General features: G+C 32.0%; 15 protein-coding genes and 1 riboswitch. Of the genes, 1 reads left to right on the plus strand and 14 read right to left on the minus strand.

Annotation, left to right across the window (positions count from 1 at the left end):
* Window positions 1–10 precede the first annotated feature (10 nt).
* From LHL71_RS03410 to dnaE, 8 genes are all read right to left on the minus strand, one after another.
* Complete coding sequence (locus tag LHL71_RS03410) at window positions 11–583, minus strand: ECF transporter S component (protein WP_227360421.1); 573 nt, start codon at window positions 581–583, stop codon at window positions 11–13.
* A gap of 73 nt (window positions 584–656) precedes the next feature.
* A riboswitch (FMN riboswitch) is annotated at window positions 657–776 on the minus strand.
* A 17-nt stretch (window positions 777–793) separates the two neighbouring features.
* Window positions 794–1,519 (minus strand): pseudouridine synthase, encoded by a 726-nt coding sequence (locus LHL71_RS03415; protein WP_227360422.1) that lies wholly within the window; start codon window positions 1,517–1,519, stop codon window positions 794–796.
* 10 nt (window positions 1,520–1,529) lie between these two features.
* The gene (gene scpB / locus LHL71_RS03420; RefSeq protein WP_227360423.1) at window positions 1,530–2,096 is read right to left on the minus strand and encodes an SMC-Scp complex subunit ScpB; all 567 of its coding nucleotides are present in this window, start codon (window positions 2,094–2,096) and stop codon (window positions 1,530–1,532) included.
* Entirely contained in the window at window positions 2,096–2,824 is a 729-nt protein-coding gene (locus LHL71_RS03425) for a segregation and condensation protein A (protein WP_227360424.1), read from the minus strand. The genes scpB and LHL71_RS03425 overlap by 1 nt, the downstream gene beginning before the upstream one ends.
* Entirely contained in the window at window positions 2,808–3,227 is a 420-nt protein-coding gene (locus LHL71_RS03430; protein WP_227360425.1) for a reductase, read from the minus strand. The genes LHL71_RS03425 and LHL71_RS03430 overlap by 17 nt, the downstream gene beginning before the upstream one ends.
* Window positions 3,228–3,253: 26 nt before the next feature.
* On the minus strand, window positions 3,254–4,111 hold the full coding sequence (locus LHL71_RS03435; RefSeq protein ID WP_227360426.1) for a CvfB family protein: 858 nt from the start codon (window positions 4,109–4,111) through the stop codon (window positions 3,254–3,256).
* Window positions 4,112–4,227: 116 nt separating this feature from the next.
* Window positions 4,228–5,985, minus strand: coding sequence for a pyruvate kinase (pyk, locus tag LHL71_RS03440; protein ID WP_227360427.1), 1,758 nt, complete (start codon window positions 5,983–5,985; stop codon window positions 4,228–4,230).
* Window positions 5,986–6,170: 185 nt separating this feature from the next.
* Window positions 6,171–9,506, minus strand: a complete 3,336-nt coding sequence (dnaE, locus tag LHL71_RS03445; protein WP_227360428.1) for a DNA polymerase III subunit alpha — start codon at window positions 9,504–9,506, stop codon at window positions 6,171–6,173.
* Window positions 9,507–9,625: 119 nt separating this feature from the next.
* Between dnaE and LHL71_RS03450 the strand changes: the two genes are divergently transcribed.
* Window positions 9,626–9,811 carry a DUF2929 family protein gene (locus tag LHL71_RS03450; protein ID WP_227360429.1) on the plus strand — a complete coding sequence of 62 codons (186 nt, stop codon included), beginning with the start codon at window positions 9,626–9,628 and terminating at the stop codon, window positions 9,809–9,811.
* Window positions 9,812–9,856: 45 nt separating this feature from the next.
* Here LHL71_RS03450 and clpB read toward each other — a convergent pair whose 3' ends face one another.
* From clpB to dnaG, 6 genes are all read right to left on the minus strand, one after another.
* Entirely contained in the window at window positions 9,857–12,451 is a 2,595-nt protein-coding gene (gene clpB / locus LHL71_RS03455) for an ATP-dependent chaperone ClpB (protein WP_227360430.1), read from the minus strand.
* A gap of 121 nt (window positions 12,452–12,572) precedes the next feature.
* Window positions 12,573–13,814 carry a peptidase T gene (pepT, locus tag LHL71_RS03460; protein ID WP_227360431.1) on the minus strand — a complete coding sequence of 414 codons (1,242 nt, stop codon included), beginning with the start codon at window positions 13,812–13,814 and terminating at the stop codon, window positions 12,573–12,575.
* 20 nt (window positions 13,815–13,834) lie between these two features.
* Window positions 13,835–14,950 carry a Nif3-like dinuclear metal center hexameric protein gene (locus tag LHL71_RS03465; protein ID WP_227360432.1) on the minus strand — a complete coding sequence of 372 codons (1,116 nt, stop codon included), beginning with the start codon at window positions 14,948–14,950 and terminating at the stop codon, window positions 13,835–13,837.
* Window positions 14,940–15,644, minus strand: coding sequence for a tRNA (adenine(22)-N(1))-methyltransferase (locus tag LHL71_RS03470; protein ID WP_227360433.1), 705 nt, complete (start codon window positions 15,642–15,644; stop codon window positions 14,940–14,942). The genes LHL71_RS03465 and LHL71_RS03470 overlap by 11 nt, the downstream gene beginning before the upstream one ends.
* A 96-nt stretch (window positions 15,645–15,740) precedes the next feature.
* Complete coding sequence (gene rpoD, locus LHL71_RS03475; RefSeq protein ID WP_227360434.1) at window positions 15,741–16,865, minus strand: RNA polymerase sigma factor RpoD; 1,125 nt, start codon at window positions 16,863–16,865, stop codon at window positions 15,741–15,743.
* A gap of 25 nt (window positions 16,866–16,890) precedes the next feature.
* Window positions 16,891–18,696: a DNA primase gene (gene dnaG / locus LHL71_RS03480; RefSeq protein ID WP_227360435.1), complete on the minus strand. Its 1,806-nt coding sequence runs from the start codon at window positions 18,694–18,696 to the stop codon at window positions 16,891–16,893.
* Window positions 18,697–18,722 lie beyond the last annotated feature (26 nt).

Genomic DNA, 18,722 nt, shown 5'->3' on the forward strand with positions numbered 1-18,722 from the left:
ACCTAAATAGTTAAATATTTTTGATTCTTGGTAAAAACTTATTTTTAACAAAAACAAATATAATACCAATTAAAATACCCTTTATAAAGTTAAACGGAACGATACCAATTAACACTAAGGTTGGAATAGAAAAGCCTATCTTTAGACCAATTAAACTTATATATAACGGTGTAACCACTAGCCAATTCAAAATTGACATTATTAAAATTAATAAGAACGTCATTAAAGCTATGATATTAAAAGATTTTTTAAATCCATTTTGCTTTCTAAATAGTTTTCTGCCTAAGTATAAGGATTCAACTAACGTAACTGAAGAAACAAATGATGAGAATACTCCAATTAAATTAGGAACCGAAGGACCAGTTGTGATCCAATATAGGATTGATTTAATGGCCGCAATGATAATTCCACCTAATGGTCCAAAAATTAAAGACCCAATTAGTATTGGCACATCACTAAAATCAATTTTTAAATATGGTACCACTGGAATAATTGGAAACGCAAAAAACATCAAAATATATGAAACTCCAGCAAAAATTGACATTTTTAATAAATCACTTAGTACAAATTTGTTATTTTTCATTGAAAACACTCCTATAATTTTCAATGATAAATCTCCATTAATACGAGATAACGTATAAAACTACAAAGAAAACAAAAATCTTCTTTATACCAGACTTTACTGTCGGTTTTGGAATTTCACCAAATCGGCTACAAATTGTAGGTCGTGGACTATTACCACCGGTTGGGATTTTAACCCGTTCCTGAAGATATATCATTATTTATAATTTATTTATTTTAATTTTACCATCTTTTTAAGTTCTTCGATTTCATGTGGCTTCAAACTTCTTGAATCTCCAGGATTTAACCCCTTTAGATTTAAGAAACTATAAGATTCTCGGCTTAATTTCATTACCGGATGATCTAATGATGCCAACATTTTTTTAACTTGGTGGTTTCTACCCTCATGGATAGTTAAAGATACAATCGACGTTTTACTGTCTCGATTAAATCTAATTAGTTTTGCCTTAGCCGGAGCTGTTTTCTTTTTATCGATTACAACCCCATTTCTTAGTTGCTTCAAATCATCATTTTTAATCTCACCTTTAACTTTTGCTATATAAGTCTTTTCAACTTCATATTTAGGATGAGTAAGTCGATTATCCAGCTCTCCATCATTGGTTAGTAAGAGTAGCCCTGAAGTATCATAATCAAGTCTTCCGATTGGATAAACTCGTTCTTGGACGTTATCCAGAAGGTCGATAACAGTTTTACGATGCTTATCATCCGAAACTGAAGTGATTACTCCACGAGGTTTATACATAATTATATATACCAATGGTTCCTTAGTTAATGGAATACCATTAACCCTAACTTCATCATTTTTGTTTACTTTTACACCTAATTGGGTAACTACTTCACCATTAATTTCAACTTTTCCTTCAGTAATTAATGTCTCTGCTTTTCTTCTGGAAGCAATTCCCGCTTGAGCAATAACTTTTTGAACTCTTTCACTCAATTCAATTCACCTAATCCTTATTTAATTTTTGATTGAATGTTTCCATTAAATCTTCGCTAGTTGTTTGTATCATTTCTGAAATCTCAGGTAGTTCATCTAAAGAAGCTAATCCAAAATAATTTAAAAACAAATTAGTAGTCGCATATAGCTTAGGCTTACCAATGGTATCTTTTACTCCTACAACCTCTATTAATTTTTGATCAACCATTTTTGCTAATATCGAAGAACTATTAACTCCTCTAATTTGATCAATCTCTATTCTCGTAATGGGTTGCTGATACGCAATAATTGATAGTACCTCTAAAGCTGATGTTGATAACATTTGCTTATTAGTATTAGTTATTATGGGTTTGATTTTATCATATATTGAAGGCTTGGTAGCTAATCGATATATTCCCTTAGTTTCAGTTATCGTAAATATAGTATACGGATCAAGAGAATACTTTTGGTTTAAGTCGTTGATAATACATTTACAGACTTCTTCATCTTTATTTAGTTCTTTTTGAATATCTTTTAATAAGACTCCGTCATTACCTGCAATATATAGCATTGATTCAATTATTAAAAATTCATCCATTAATTAAATAATTCTCCCTTATCTATCATTAAAGGTGCAGTAGAACCACTTTGTTTAAGATAGACTTCCTTTAACTTAGCTAGTTCAAGAACCGCTAAGAAGCTAGTAATAATTTCTTCAGAATTACCACTCACTATCACACTTTCAAATTGAATATTTCCTAAATCATTTAACTTATTTTTAATAATGATTATCTGATGATCAACATTGTAATTCCACTTAGTCAACGTTTTAATTTTTGGAGACTTTAATTTAAACTTGTCTATAATCCGTACATAACTATCTAGTATATCGTTACTTTTAAATTGTTTATTTTTAATAACTGGTTCAATTATCTCAATAGGAACTATTGGCAATGATGTAAAACTATCCTTTTTTAGTTCTAGTTGTCTTAATTGGCCACTAGCCCATTTAATTTGCTGATAATTAATTAATTGATCAACCAGGTCATTTCTAGGATCATCAAAATCATCATCAGATTCTTCTATTGGTAACAATAATTTTGATTTTATGGTCATTAACTTTGTGGCCATTACAAAGTAATCACCAATAGCATCCAAATCCGGATCACTGTTGGCGATTAAATTTAAATATTGATCAGTAATTTCTGAAATATTGATATCATAAATATCCATTTTAGATTGATTAATTAAATGTAATAGTAATTCTAAAGGACCGTCAAAGTCATCTAAGTGAACCTTAATTTGGCTTTTAGAATTGCTCTGCATCAGTTGGTTCAACTATATCATTCTCACTTTCATCTTCAGATATAACTGAATTTCGATCTTTTTCCCACTGCATGCAAATCATTGCATTGTCTAAATCTCCAACAATTTTACTATCTGGATAGTTCATCTGTAATTCAGATAGCATTGTATCAAAATTATGTTGGCTTAATTCCTGTGGTGATAATGAAAGTTCATGAACAATTACTTGTTCATTTCTTAATTCAATCCCTACTAGACCAGACCAATTTTGATCATCATTTTTCCATAGATATAATGACCTACTATCATTTGTATCGTACCAATTAATCTCTTGGGAAATCAAATTCATATCACTGATATCTTTGGATAAAGAAAGAAGACCCATTGCAATTTTTTCATAACTTTTATGATAAAAATACAGCATAATTGTTTATCCTCCAATTTTTTGAATCATTTTAAATATATTTTTCCATCGGACTGCTCAATTAATCCAGCTTTTAATAGGTGTCCAATTGCTCTTTTAAAAGACCCCTTACTAATTCCAAAATATTTTTTAATACTATCCGGGGTACTCTTATCACTAAAATTAAGTGATTGATCATTAGAATGCTTTAAAGCTTCTAAAATCATTGTAGAATCATCATCAATTGCTTCGTAATTTCTTGGCTTAGCAGAAATGTTAACCGTTCCATCTCGTAACATACCAATCACTCTACCTGAAACCTCTTCACCTAAACGAGGTTCTTTTTGACGTTCACTGGGATGTAAAAACGCAATTTGATAATCTTCAGTTAGCAATCTAGTTCCAGCCAATTTAAGACGATATGCTCGGGCCTTAACATTTTTATTTTTCATATTTTCTGTTACTGGTTGGGCAATAGCCTCAAATATAGATTCATCAGCCAGCTTACCCCAAATCCTATTTTTACTATCTACGGTTAGGGCAATCATTACTTGGTCGCCTTTTTGTGGCCATAGACTATTAATAGTTGGAAGATCATCTAATGATACAACCACATCTTTATTAGGTAATCCAATATTTACAAAAATTCCTAACCCAAATTTTTGTTTTACAACCGTACCAAATCCGTAATGATCGCGACGAATGTCGGGAACAGTTCGAGTTATTTGAAATTTATGGTTTTCATTTTCATATGTAAAACCAGTAAATTTTGATCCAAGTTTTAACGGTTTTTTAATTTCACTTTTATCCAGTAAGAAGGTAACGCCATCTTTTTGGATAAAATAACTTTTATCATTTTCATCTGTTACTTCACCAGTAATCACCTGGGCAATTAATTCATTCATTATATTCTCCAAATCACTTATTCTTTTATCCATTTTACACGTTTCTATATAAAATATCCATTTAATAAAATAGAGCCACCGACAATAACTTGTCAGCAGCTCTATTTTATTAAAGATTAGATGGCGTTTGAAGCACCATGGTAAACAATTCCACGATGTGAATCTACAGTAACTAATTCTCCATCAGAAATTTTATCAGTAGCACCGGCAGCACCAACAACTACAGGAATACCCATTGAAATACCAACTACAGCAGCATGAGAAGTTAATCCGCCTTCTTCAACAACTACGGCACTAGCTTTTTCAATTGCTGGTAAATATTCTTTATCAGTTGTCTTAGTTACTAAGATACTACCTTCAGTAACTTTAGCATTAGCATCTGCAGCATTATCAGCAATAACTGCTTTACCAATGACAGTCTTATCACCGACTCCTTGGCCTTGTACTAACTTTGAACCAATAAGTTGAACTTTCATTAAGTTAGTAGTACCACGTTCGTCAACTGGAACACCAGCAGTGATTAAAATTAGGTCGCCTTCTTTAGCTAAACCAGTTTCAACAGCTTTTTTAGCTGCTAAATCAAACATTTCATCAGTGTTAGCTGGTTTATCAACAGCAATTGGTTGAACACCCCAGTTAATCATTAATCCACGACGAGTACGTTCATCGAAAGTGATTGCTAAAATATCAGCATCTGGACGGTATTTAGAAATCATACGTGCAGTATAACCTGATGTAGTAGCAGCAACGATAGTCTTAATTCCTAATTCTTTTGCAACACGTGCAACAGAGTCACCTAATGATTCAGTAACATCATTAGTTTGGAATACTGGACGATCAGTACCAAATTCAGCAAATGCATTTTCTGCTTTAACGTCAATACGAGCCATTGTAGAAACTGCTTCAACTGGGTAATCACCGTTAGCACTTTCACCAGAAAGCATAGTTGCATCTGTACCGTCAAATACAGCGTTAGCAACGTCAGAAGCTTCCGCACGAGTTGGACGTGGGTTTTCTTGCATTGAATCTAACATTTGAGTTGCAGTAATAACTGGTTTACCAATTACATTACATTTTCTAATTAATGATTTTTGAACTAAAGGAACGTTTTCTGCTGGAATTTCAACACCCATGTCACCACGAGCAATCATTAATCCATCAGATACTTTGATGATTTCATCAAAGTTGTCGATTCCTTCTTGTGATTCAATTTTAGGGAAGATTTGAACATGGCCCATGTTCTTTTCTTCTAATAATTGACGAATATCTAAAACATCTTGAGGTTTTCTAACAAAAGATGCAGCGATAAAATCAATATCTTGATCTAATCCAAAACGAATATCATCTGAATCTTTTTCAGTGATACCTGGTAAGTTAATTGAAACACCAGGAGCATTAACACCTTTACGTGATCCTAATAAACCATCGTTTTGAGCAACAACGACTAATTCACGAGTAGCGTCATCTTTTTTATCGATTACAGTGTCTAATAAACCATCATCGAATAAAACATGGCCACCTTCATGAACATCATCAAAAAGTCCTGGGTAAGTAACTGCAATTTTATCCTTAGTACCTTCAATGCTAGCATCCATTGAGATACGGAATGTATCACCAGTTTTAAATGGAATTTTACCTTCTTTTTGGATGGTAGTTCTAATTTCTGCACCTTTAGTATCTAACATAAATGCAACAGTTTTACCTGTTTTCTTTTCTGCTTCACGAACTTTATTCATACGATCTAAATGTTCATCATGGTCACCATGTGAAAAGTTAAATCGGAAAACATTAGCACCTGCTTCAATTAAGTCAGCAATGATGTCAACATCAGTACTTGCAGGACCTAATGTACTTACGATCTTAGTTTTCTTCATAAGTAAATCTCTCCTTTGGTTTTTGGACAATACCAATAATCAATCAAGACGGGCCAATTAATCGATTGGTTTTTCCGTTTAGATTTCAAGTTGTATTTTATCACTTTTTTTAGGGGTTGTCTGCCCTATTTCAAACGGTTTTTAGAATAAATTGCAAAATAAACCAATGAAAGGGTTTTCTATTTTTACTTATAAACTACATTTTCATCTCCTAATAGTTGCTTTAATTCATTCATCATTTTGGAGTTAATTGACAAACTAGAATTGGTTCCTAATTTCCATTTTTTTGAAGATATTTTATTGTAAATAATAACGGGAGTGGGTCCTGGATATATTTTTCTAAATTCGTTTAACAACTTAGCTAATTCATTTTGCTTATAATCTTCATCAATTTGTAAAAATAGCTGCTTATTGACATTATTTTTTTGTATCTCTAATTCTAGGTTTTCAGCAGGAACAATTTTATTAGCTAATAACTGAAGTTGCTTACGATATTCAATCTTTCCAGAAATAACTAAGATCATTTCTTTTTTTAACCAGTTTTTAAATTTATCGAATATATTAGGAAAAATTGTTATTTCAATTTCACCCACTTCGTCGCTTCCTTTAACAAATGCCATTTGCTGACCAGTTTTGGTTCGAATAACCTTAACGGAATTTATATATACAATCACAATCGCACTTTTTAGATTTAAATCAATTTTATCAAGTGAAATTGACCCAATTGTATCACCCAACCATCTAAATTTTTCAACGGGGTGACCGGATAAATATGCTCCCAGATACTCATTTTCTTTTTCCAATATTTCATTATTAGAAAATTCATCTATTTTTGAAATTTTAGGTTGCAGCTCTTTAAACAAACTAATTGAATTTCCACTCAATTTAATGGCCTCAATATATTCATCCAATGAATTAATTAAGGTAGCTCGATTAAATCCTAGTGAATCAAAACAGCCTGCGTAGATTAGAGAATTAATAATATCTACCTTTAGATATTTTACAGGCAATCTATTCAAAAAGTTCTGAAACGAACTAAATTTTCCCTTAGTATTTCGTTCTTCTAAAATTACTTTAATAAAATCTCTTCTAATCCCTTTTATTCCTGATAAACCAAAAATTATTTTATGATTTATATATGCAAAATCGCTTTTACTGTAATTGATATCCGGATGGAATATTTCAATATTTCGATGCTTAGCTTCACTTAAATACAGCTTAATTTTATCATCATTACCATAAACCGAATTAAGTAATGCCGTAAAAAATTCTCCAGGAAAATGAACTTTTAAATAGGCTAATTCATAAGCCATCTTACTATATGCAATAGCATGTGATTTATTAAAACCATAATTGGCAAATTCCTCAATATAGTTAAATACCTGATTAATCAATTCTATCTTATAGCCATTCTGCAAGGCTCCCTTGATAAAATCTTGTTTTATTTTTTCAATTGCATCAAGATTTTTTTTACTCATAGCCCGTCTTAAAACATCAGATTTTCCCAATGAAAATCCTGCCATTTTAGTAGCTACCGACATTACTTGTTCTTGATAAACAATAATTCCATAAGTTGAATCTAAAATCGTCTTTAAGCTTTCATCTAAGATGCTAAAAGGTTTATTTTCCCTTTTTCTAAGAATCAATTCATCAATATTTTTCATTGGACCTGGACGATATAATGCATTTACTAAAGCAACTTCATTAAAATTATCCGGATGTAATTTTTTCAATACATTTTTAATACCACTTGATTCAAATTGAAAAATTCCATTAGTATCACCATTTTGAAATAACTCTAAAGTTTTATGATCGTTCATAGGAATTTCAGATAGGTTAATCAACTGATTAGTTTGCTGTTTAATAGAATTTAAAACATTTTCCAAAATAGTTAGATTTCTTAATCCTAAAAAATCCATCTTTAATAAGCCCATTGATTCAACATAGTTCTTAGAATACTGAGTTAATAGCAATCCTTCATTACCATTTTGAACAGGAACCGAACTAACAATAGGGCTTTGACTAAGTACAATTCCTGCAGCATGCGTAGAATAATGTCTTGGTAAACCTTCAATTTGCTTAGCTGTTTGAAACAACTTTTTATTTAGCGCACTGTCTGCCACTAAATTTTTTAATTTCTGTGACTCTTCATAAGCCTCGTCTAAAGTTATTCTGAGTCCGTTAGGAATAGCTTTACTCCAAATAGATAGTTGACTTGTGCTTAGTCCAAAGCTTCGCCCAACATCCCTAATTGATTGCTTAGCTGCGAAAGTTCCAAAAGTAATTATTTGAGCTACTCTAGAATGACCATATTTATCATGAACATATTGGATTACCAAATCACGTTTTATATCCGGAATATCTAAATCAATATCCGGCATTTGTCGTCTTTCTGGATTTAAAAAGCGTTCAAATAAAAGATTGTATTTTATAGGATCAACATCGGTAATTCGTAACAAATATGCCACCAATGAACCAGCTACTGATCCACGACCAGGACCAGTAATAATTTCATGTTGATGTAAAAAATTAATAACATCCCAAATAATTAAAAAGTAATCGTCAAATCCCATATTATGAATAATCTTCAATTCATAGTTAAGACGTTTTTGGTATTTAGATTTATCTAAATCAGGATGTTCATTGATTAACTTATTAAAACCCTCTATACAAAGTGACTCTAAATATTCAGAACTACTAATGTTATTTGGAATATTAAACTTAGGTAATTCCGGTTCACGATGCTCAATTTTTAAATTTACCTTTTGAGCCAAGACTGATAATTCATCAATTGCTGATAATAATCCGGCTTGCTTAAATTGTTCATAGACTTCTTCAGGCTTTCGTAAATAATCATGGCCATCTACATAATATTTACCCAAATTTGTCATTTTTGTACCAGCATTAATATTCATCAAAACCTGTGTAGTAAAGTAATCTTGAGCATAATAATACTTTACTGGTACATCAGCAATCACCGGAATAGCATATTTGTTAGCCATAGCCAATAGCCAATCATTGGCTTTTTGGTCTGAGTAAGCATTTAAACCAATTTTAAATGGATAACCTAATTGTTTAACCGAATTCAAATAATTTTTGGCATCATCGAACTTTTTTTGTGATACTAAATCAAATAGTTCTCCATCTGATGGTAAAATAATCCAAATATCCTTCAATAAATCACTGATAGATTCTAAAGTTAATATACTCTCAGTCATTTTTAGAGAAGATATTTTTATTAAATTTTGATATCCCAAATTACTTTGGGCAATTAGTGTAAAATGATACTCTTTATCTGAATTAATTTTACCGGGTAAATACAAATTGACCGCAATTAAGGGCTTAATTCCATACTTAATACATTGATCATAGAATTCAATACTCCCGTACATAACATTATCATCGGATAATGATAGAGTGTCATATCCATACTGCTTAGCTAATTTTATTATTTTTTTAATCTTAATAGGACTTTTCAATAAACTATATGAACTGGTTAACTGAATTGGGTAAAATTTCAATTTAATTCCTTCGTTTCGATTTTATTATGCTAATTATATCAAATTTTAAATTTGCTGACCTTTAATTTATTTTTATCTAAATTTGTGCTAAAATTTTGATGAACGTGGAGGTGTATGTAATGCCAAAAATTATTAGTGCTAATCTTGTAGTTATATTCTGGTCATTTATTTTTGGAGAAGTTATCGGTTATATCGGTTCAGCTCTTGAATTAATGAACTATGATATTTTACAAATTGGAATTACTGCAGTAATTGCTGCACTCATTGGAGTTAATGGAGTTTACTTTGTATCCAAACTATCATAAAAAAAGACCGTTATTATTTATATAACGGTCTTTTTTTATGCATTTTTATAATTCTTTTGAAACAAAATTTAATTTATCATCTTTAAGTGAAATATCAACTTCGCTATGAGGCATAACCTCACCAGAAATAATTAATTTTGCCAGTGGCGTTTCTACTTCATTAGTAATGAATCTTTGTAAAGGTCTGGCTCCGTATAACGGATCATATCCCTTATCTGCAATCCATTTTTTAGCTTCACTATTAATTGATAATCTAATGTCTTGTTCCTGAGTCCTATTCGATAATTGATCAATAATTTTTTGAACAATTTGTTCAATATTATTTAGAGATAGTGGTGTGAACATAATAATATCACTAATTCGGTTTAAAAATTCTGGTTTGAAATGGGCTTTAAGTAGTTCATCTACTTGTTGGCGACCGGCTTCAGTAATATCTCCAGCATCATTTGTATTCTCTAGCAAAATGTTCGATCCTAAATTAGAAGTCATAATTAAAATTGTATTTTTAAAATCTACTGTTCTACCTTTACTATCCGTTAAACGGCCATCATCTAAGACCTGCAATAAGATATTAAATACATCTGGATGAGCTTTTTCGATTTCATCAAATAAAACAATGGTATATGGATTTCTTCTAACGGCTTCAGTAAGTTGACCACCTTCTTCATAACCAATGTATCCTGGTGCAGCCCCTACTAAACGAGAAACTGATTCTTTTTCCATATATTCTGACATATCTATTCTAACAATATGATCTTCAGAATCGAATAAGTTTTCACCAAGTGCTTTAGCTAATTCTGTTTTCCCAACCCCAGTTGGTCCTAAAAATAAAAATGATCCTAACGGTTTGGTTGGATCTTGAAGACCTGCGCGTGATCGTAAAACCGCGTTAGATATTGAATCTACGGCTTCATTTTGTCCAATTACACGTTTATGAAGATTTTCTGATAAATGTAATAGCTTATTACGTTCACCTTCTACTAATTTAGTAACTGGAATTTTAGTCTGTTGACTTACAACTGCTGCAATTTCATTTTCAGTGACTGATTCTTCTACCAACCACTCCGTAGAGTGATCATTAGCTTCTAGTTCAGCCAATTCCTTTTGAAGTTGGGGAATTGTACCATGCTGCAAAACGGCAGCTTGATTTAAATCATAGTTACTTTCAGCCTGATTCAAATCATTTTTAGCTTGATCTAATTCTTGCTTCTTATCACTGATTTTTTGAATGACCGTTTTTTCTTGATTCCAACGTGCATTTAATTCATTAACCTTTTCTTTAGTATTAGCCAATTCCTTTTGTAAATCAGTTAGTCGTTTTTTGGAAGCTTCGTCAACTTCATCTTTTAGAGCTGCTTCTTCTACTTCTAATCGCATTAACTGTCTAGAAGCCTGATCCAACTCAGTAGGTCGTGAGTTCATTTCTACTCGAATATTTGCAGAGGCTTCATCAACCAAATCAATCGCTTTATCTGGCAAAAATCGGTCAGTAATGTAGCGGTCTGACAACTTGGCAGCTGCTACTAAAGCATTATCATGGATTCTAACTCCGTGATGAATTTCAAGACTCTCTCTCAGTCCTCTTAAAATTGTAATAGTATCATCTACACTCGGTTGATCAACTAGTACCTTTTGGAAACGTCGTTCTAGAGCTTTGTCTTTTTCCATATATTGACGATATTCATCCAAAGTAGTTGCTCCAATTAGATGCAATTCTCCACGAGCTAACATAGGTTTTAAAATATTTCCCGCATCCATACTACCTTCAGTTTTACCTGCTCCAACAATATTATGAATTTCATCAATAAACATGATAATTTGTCCATCAGCTTTTTTAACTTCTTTTAAAACTGCTTGTAATCGCTCTTCAAATTCACCGCGATACTTAGCTCCGGCAATCAAAGAACTCATATCCAATTCATAAATAGTTTTATTTTTTAAATTCTCAGGTACATCATTAGTTGCGATACGTTTGGCAAGGCCTTCAACTACCGCAGTTTTACCGACTCCGGGTTCTCCAATTAATACCGGATTATTTTTAGTTTTACGAGATAAAATAGTAATTACACTTAAAATTTCATCATCTCTACCAATAATTGGTCCTAATTTATTATCACGAGCAGCTTTTACTAAATCAACCCCATACTTTTCAAGTGCTTGATAATTATCCTCTTGATTTTTTGAGGTAATTTTTTCGCCACCGCGTAGATTTTCAACTTCATTTTTTACTTTTTGTAAAGTAATTCCTTGATCCTTTAAATAATTATTGAAACGATCGCCACTAAGCTTCATTAAAGCAATAGCCATTGTATCAATAGCAATATAGGTGTCCCCTAAATCTTCTTTTTCTGTTTGTGCCAATTGAAACAATTCAAATAAGTTTGCAGATAATGATTGTCCGTAACTTATATTGCTTCCTTCAACAGTTGCTATAGCATCAATTTCTCGATCCAATTCATCATTTACTTCGTCTATATTAAGACCTAGATCGGAATAGATCTGTCTTCCTAGTTCCCCAGGTTGAACTAAAAACTTAAATAAATGACTAACTGTAATTTCTTGTTGCTTTCTAGTTACTGCAATTTGTTGTGCTTGAGCTAATGCTTTGGTTAAAGCTTCAGTTAAATTATCTGGATTCATCTAGGTCCCTCACTTTTTATAGTATTAAAAAAAGGCTAACTAACTACTAATTAGCTTAACCTTTTTAATAACTATATTTTAACACTTTTTCAAAAGTTTGACCAATTTTGACCAAAGTTTTTTATCCTTTTTCTGCATACAATTTAACAATTTCAATTATAGTATCTACCGCTTTCTCCATTGCTTGTTCAGAAACATACTCGAAACGACCATGCATATTCTCCCCACCAGCAAATAGATTAGGAGTAGGTAAGCCCATAAATGATATTTTAGAGCCATCGGTACCACCACGCACTGGAAAAATATTTGGAACAACCCCAACATTTTTCATTGCTTGCTCTGCTACGTTGACAACTGTTGGATCTTTCTCAATAATTTCTCCCATATTATAGTATTGGTCATGAATTTCAACTTTTAACCGGTCTTTACCAAAATCTAAATTCATTTGATCAGCAATTCCTCTAAACAATTTTTTACGATCTTCAAATTTTTGGCGATCATGGTCGCGAATAATATATGACAGTTGAGCTTCATCCACAGTACCATTAAATTTATCTAGATGATAAAAGCCTTCACGCTTTTCGGTATTTTCTGGTCGGTCATGTTCAGGTAGTTTTTGATGAAAATCGATTCCTACTTGGATTGCGTTAACCATAATATCTTTCGCATCTGATGGATGAACATTGGTACCAGTAATTTGGACTTTAGCTTCGGCTGCATTGAAAGTTTCATAGCTTAACTCGCCTTCTGGTCCACCATCAACTGTATATGCAACATCGGCACCAAAATCTTTGACATCAAAGTGATCAGCCCCAGTACCGATCTCTTCATCAGGTCCAAATCCAATTTTAATTGTTCCATGTTTAATTTCATTATGTTGCATCAAATAATTAATGGCCGCAATAATTTCTGCAACTCCGGATTTATCATCAGCTCCCAATAAAGTTGTTCCATCGGTAGTAATTAAAGTATGATTTTTATAGTTTTTTAAATTTGGAAATACTTTAGGATCTAACGTATATTCTCCCGATTGGCCTAGCTTAATAACTGATTCACCATCATAATTTTCTACGATCTGTGGATTAATATTCTCTGAATTAAAATCAGCCGTATCAATATGAGAAATAAAACCAATAGTTGGAACTTTATTGTCCATATTTGCCTCTAAAGTAGCAAATACATAACCACTTTGCTGATTAGTATGTACGTTAGAAAGTCCCATAGATTTCAAACGTTGCTCTAAACTGTTCAAAAAATCAACTTCACGAGGACTAGATGGAATAGTTCCAGAGTTTTCATCCGATCGAGTATTTACTTTAACAAATTCTAAAAAATTTGGTATTAAGTCTGCATATTTTTCCATAATTAGTATTAGCCTCCAAATTACATAAATTTAAATGGATCCGTATTAATTTCTGATTTTATTATATCGATGTCCCAATCATTCTGATTAGCCCAGTGGGTAAACATTCCTACTAAATTAATTTTACAAATGCTTTCAATATGGTGTCCCGGATCAATAACTGGCATATCAGCTGCGAGCATTTCATGGGCTGTATGATAATATACATCACCAGTAATATAAACATCAGCATTTTTATGTTTAGCTAAATTATAATATTTACCACCATCTCCGCCAAGAATTGCGACCTTTTTTATAGGTTTATTTAAATCATTAGCTATAACTCTCAAGCCATCAATTTTAAATACTTTTTTACAATATTCAATAAATTCAGTTAGTGTCTTAGTTTTTTCTAATTCACCAACTCTTCCCATGCTAACTCGAGATTGATTATCAACTAGTTCAATAATATTGTAGATAGGTTCTTCAAACGGATGAACATCCTTAAGAGTTTTTAATACCTTTTTCATATTTGATTCGGGAACTTCAAATTCAAGCCGAGAGTCTTCTAACTCAGTTGGTTCACCTGCTAATCCAGCTGTAGGATCCGCAGGTGTATGAGGAACGTAAAATAAGGTACCTCCACTTTGGTAAGTATAACCAGTATATGGTCCAGAACTCATGTCTGCTCCTGCATCTACTAATGACATTCTAACCGCATTAGCATAAACATTAGGAACTTGAACAGTCAGGCGATATATTTTCATGACTTTTCCCGGAACTAATCCACTCCGATTAACTAATTCTAATTCATCAGCTAACCAATCATTCAATCCACCATTAGCCGAATCCAAATTAGTGTGGGCGGAATACACTGTAATATTATTTTGAATTATCTTTGCGTACATAGCATTTTGTGGGTCCGATAAGTCTAGGTTCTTAGCTGGATGAAACATTACGGGGTGATGACTAAAAATAAAATCGACATTATTTTGAATAGCTTCTTCTACTATTTCTGGTCGAACATCTAGGGTCACCATCACTTTATGAATATCCGCATCTAGACTGCCAATTTGTAATCCTACGGGGTCATTTTTTACTGCAATTTCTTTAGGGGCAAACTGCTCGAATCGATCAACTAATTCTCTAACTTTCATTTCCAATTACCTCATTAATTTGCTTGATTTGATGATTTAATTCATCTATTTTATCAATATTGGGCTTCTTTGATGTTTCAATTTGTTTTAACACATTCTCTAATTGTTGTTTTTCACTTCGCCACTTTTGGTAAAAAACTTCATTAGGATTATTTACTAAAAACGGTCCAAAAGTTAGTTCTTTATCGGAATAAGTTATTTTATCATTAACTGGTTCAGCTACAATAACTTCATAAGTATGGCGATCTTCAGCCAAAATTTGCTCATCAACGATTTTATATCCATTATGCATTAGCCATTCCCTAAGAATCTTTTCACCCACATTAGGTTGTAAAATTAAGTTTTGGACATTTTTAAGTTTATCAACCCCACTATCGAGGATTTGACTAATTAAAGTTCCACCCATTCCAGCAATTGTAATAGTATCTATGTGATCACTAGCTTCAATAGCAGCAAGTCCATCAGCTAATCTTGGTAAAATAGTATTATTTAATCCCGCCTTACTAATTTCATTTTTAGCATTTTGGTAAGGTCCTCTAACTACTTCACCAGCAATTCCAAAATTTATAATATTATTTTTAGCTAGCCAAATTGGCAAATATGCATGATCAGATCCAATATCTGCTAACCGACTATTTTTTTTAACGTATCCAGCAACTGTTTTTAATCTAGATGATAAATGATCACTATTCAATTCAAATTCTCCTTAAAATTTAGATAAACTAATTATATTGTAAAAATAAACAAAAAAACAGACATGAACCAGTAAAGTTCACATCTGTTGCAATTTTTATTCCAAGAAATCTTTTAATTGTTTACTTCTTGAAGGATGTCTTAATTTTCTAAGTGCTTTAGCTTCAATTTGGCGGATTCTTTCACGAGTAACCCCAAATACTTTACCAACTTCTTCTAAAGTTCTTGTTCTTCCATCATCAAGACCAAATCGTAGTCTTAATACATTTTCCTCACGGTCAGTTAGTGTGTCTAATACAGTTTCAAGTTGTTCTTTTAGTAATTCATAGGCAGCATGATCGGCTGGAGAAGTTGCATCTTGATCTTCAATAAAATCACCTAGATGAGAATCGTCTTCTTCACCAATAGGAGTTTCTAAAGAAACGGGTTCTTGAGCAATTTTTAATATTTCACGAACTTTTTCAGTTGGCATATCCATTTCAGCACCAATTTCTTCTGGTAGAGGTTCTCTACCTAAGTCTTGTAGCAACTGACGTTGGATTCTTATTAATTTATTAATGGTTTCAACCATATGAACCGGAATTCGGATGGTTCTTGCTTGGTCAGCAATCGCACGAGTGATGGCCTGTCTAATCCACCATGTAGCATATGTTGAAAATTTAAATCCTTTACGATAATCAAATTTTTCAACAGCTTTCATGAGACCCATATTTCCTTCTTGAATAAGATCAAGAAATTGCATTCCTCGACCAACATAACGTTTTGCAATTGAAACTACCAATCTTAAGTTAGCTTCAGCCAATTCTTGCTTAGCTTCTTCTTCACCATCTTCGATTCGCTTAGCTAGACTAATTTCTTCTTCAGCTTTTAGCAATGGAACACGGCCAATCTCTTTAAGGTACATTCTAACTGGATCGTTAATTTTAATTCCAGTTGGTGCGGAAACATCACTTAATTCTTTTTTGGTAACTTTTTTAGCCGCATTTAGGGCACGAATATCTGGCTCACCATCTTTATCAACAATACTAATACCAGAATCTTCAACACTTTCTAGCAAAGTTTCAATTGCTTTTTCATCTAGATCATATGGAGTAATAATTTGATCTTCAATTTCATCATAAGTTATATGACCAATTGGTTTATTATCCTTAACTAGTTCTTTGAATTCTTTTTCATAGGGTTGTGTTTTAGGTGCTGTTTTTTTGATTTCTTTTTTAGCCATTTAATGACCTCCTAAAGTCATAACATTAAAGATACGATCTTTTTTCTTGTTCTAATTTAATTAATTCAATTGCTAATTGACGCTGCTTATTAACATCATTTTGCTTAACGGCATCTTTAAATTCTGTTTTTTTATTAACTATTCTTGTTTCAACAGGAATTTTCTTGGTTAATAAATTAATATAGTCATCAATTTCTTGTTTGGTTGGATCACCAAACAAAGGTAACATATCTATTTCAATTAGTAAATTTTGTAAATCAGGCTCATGGATTAAGTTACTGAAAATAGAAACATCAAAAATTTCATATTTTGTAAAATATTCTTGAGCTAATAAAAATATTAATTGATATGGCTCATGTAAAAAATTAAAATCTGACAAGCTAGTTACTTGTAACCAAGCATCTTGATAATGAAGCATTCGATTAAGCAGTGCTTGTTCTGTGCGTTCAACCAACGTGACTTTTTTATTACTTTTTGCATTAACTTCAAAAATTTTATTTGGTTTATTCGTACTTTTATCTATACGCGTAGGTGGATTTGTCGTTGAAGAAATTTGAAGTTTTAAAATTTCTTTATCAATTTTAAATTCATTAGATAGTTTACTTAAATATAGATCTAATTCAATCGGCGAATTTATTTTAGAAATAATTTTAAGAGATTCAGATATATAGCGACTTTTATCGCTCTCTGAAGTAAAATCATAATCCTCTCTCAAATAATCAAGTTCAAAATCAATGGGAGTTTGCGGATGTTTCAATAGATTCATAAATTCACTTGCATCATTTTGTTTAATAAACTCATCTGGATCCAATTGATTAGGCAGTGATAATATTTTAATACTTAATTTTGAGTTAGCCAAAATTTCAATAGCTCGTTTAGTCGCCTTTTGACCGGCACTGTCTCCATCATAACAAATGATCAATTCATCGGTTATTTTTTCAATTGAATAAATCTGTTGCTCAGTTAAACTAGTCCCCATTGAAGCAATTCCCGACTCAATTCCTGATTTATAAGCGGTAATGACATCCATGAAACCTTCAAATAAAATAGCCGGTTGATTATTTCTAATTCTTAATCTAGCCTTATCTAAATTAAATAAGTTTTTACGCTTATTGAAGATATCCGTCTCAGGACTATTTAAATATTTTGGCATATCTGGATTAGCATTAAGCAGTCGGCCAGAAAAAGCAATTGTCTTACCATTACTATCTCTAATCGGAAACATAATTCGATCAACAAATCGATCACTTAAATTTCCTTGCTGGTCTTCCGAAAATAGTCCTGATTTTCTTAATTGTTGAAAGTCAACCTTGTGTTCATCAAAAAATGACTTAAGGATTCGATTGGGTGGAGCATAACCCAAATTAAATTCTTCAATAACTTCACTACCCATACCTCTATCTTGAAGGTAATTTAGAGCAGTTTCTCCTATCTTAGTATTAACTAGGATATGATTAAACAATTTAGCAGCCTGCTCATTAATCTCAATTAGCTTATTGTTAAGGGAATTATTAGAATTATCATTTTTTATATACTGAGGGGCAATTGAGACCCCAACAAATTCAGCGACTTTGGCAACTGCCTCAGGAAATGATATATTTTCTAATTCCATTATAAATTTAAACGCATTGCCCCCACGACCGCAACTAAAGCAATGAAAAATTTGTTTTTCTTCGGATACAGAAAAAGATGGGGTCCGCTCTTCATGAAACGGACAAAGACCAAATAGATTTTTCCCAGATTGTTTTAATTGCACATACTGTCCAACTACGTCTACAATGTCGGTTTGACTTTGTATTTGATCAACAACATTTTCAGGAATTTTAACCATGATGTCCTCCCATCTTTTATTAATAT

The organism is Lentilactobacillus laojiaonis, from assembly GCF_020616595.1.
Classification (GTDB): Bacteria; Bacillota; Bacilli; order Lactobacillales; family Lactobacillaceae; genus Lentilactobacillus; species Lentilactobacillus laojiaonis.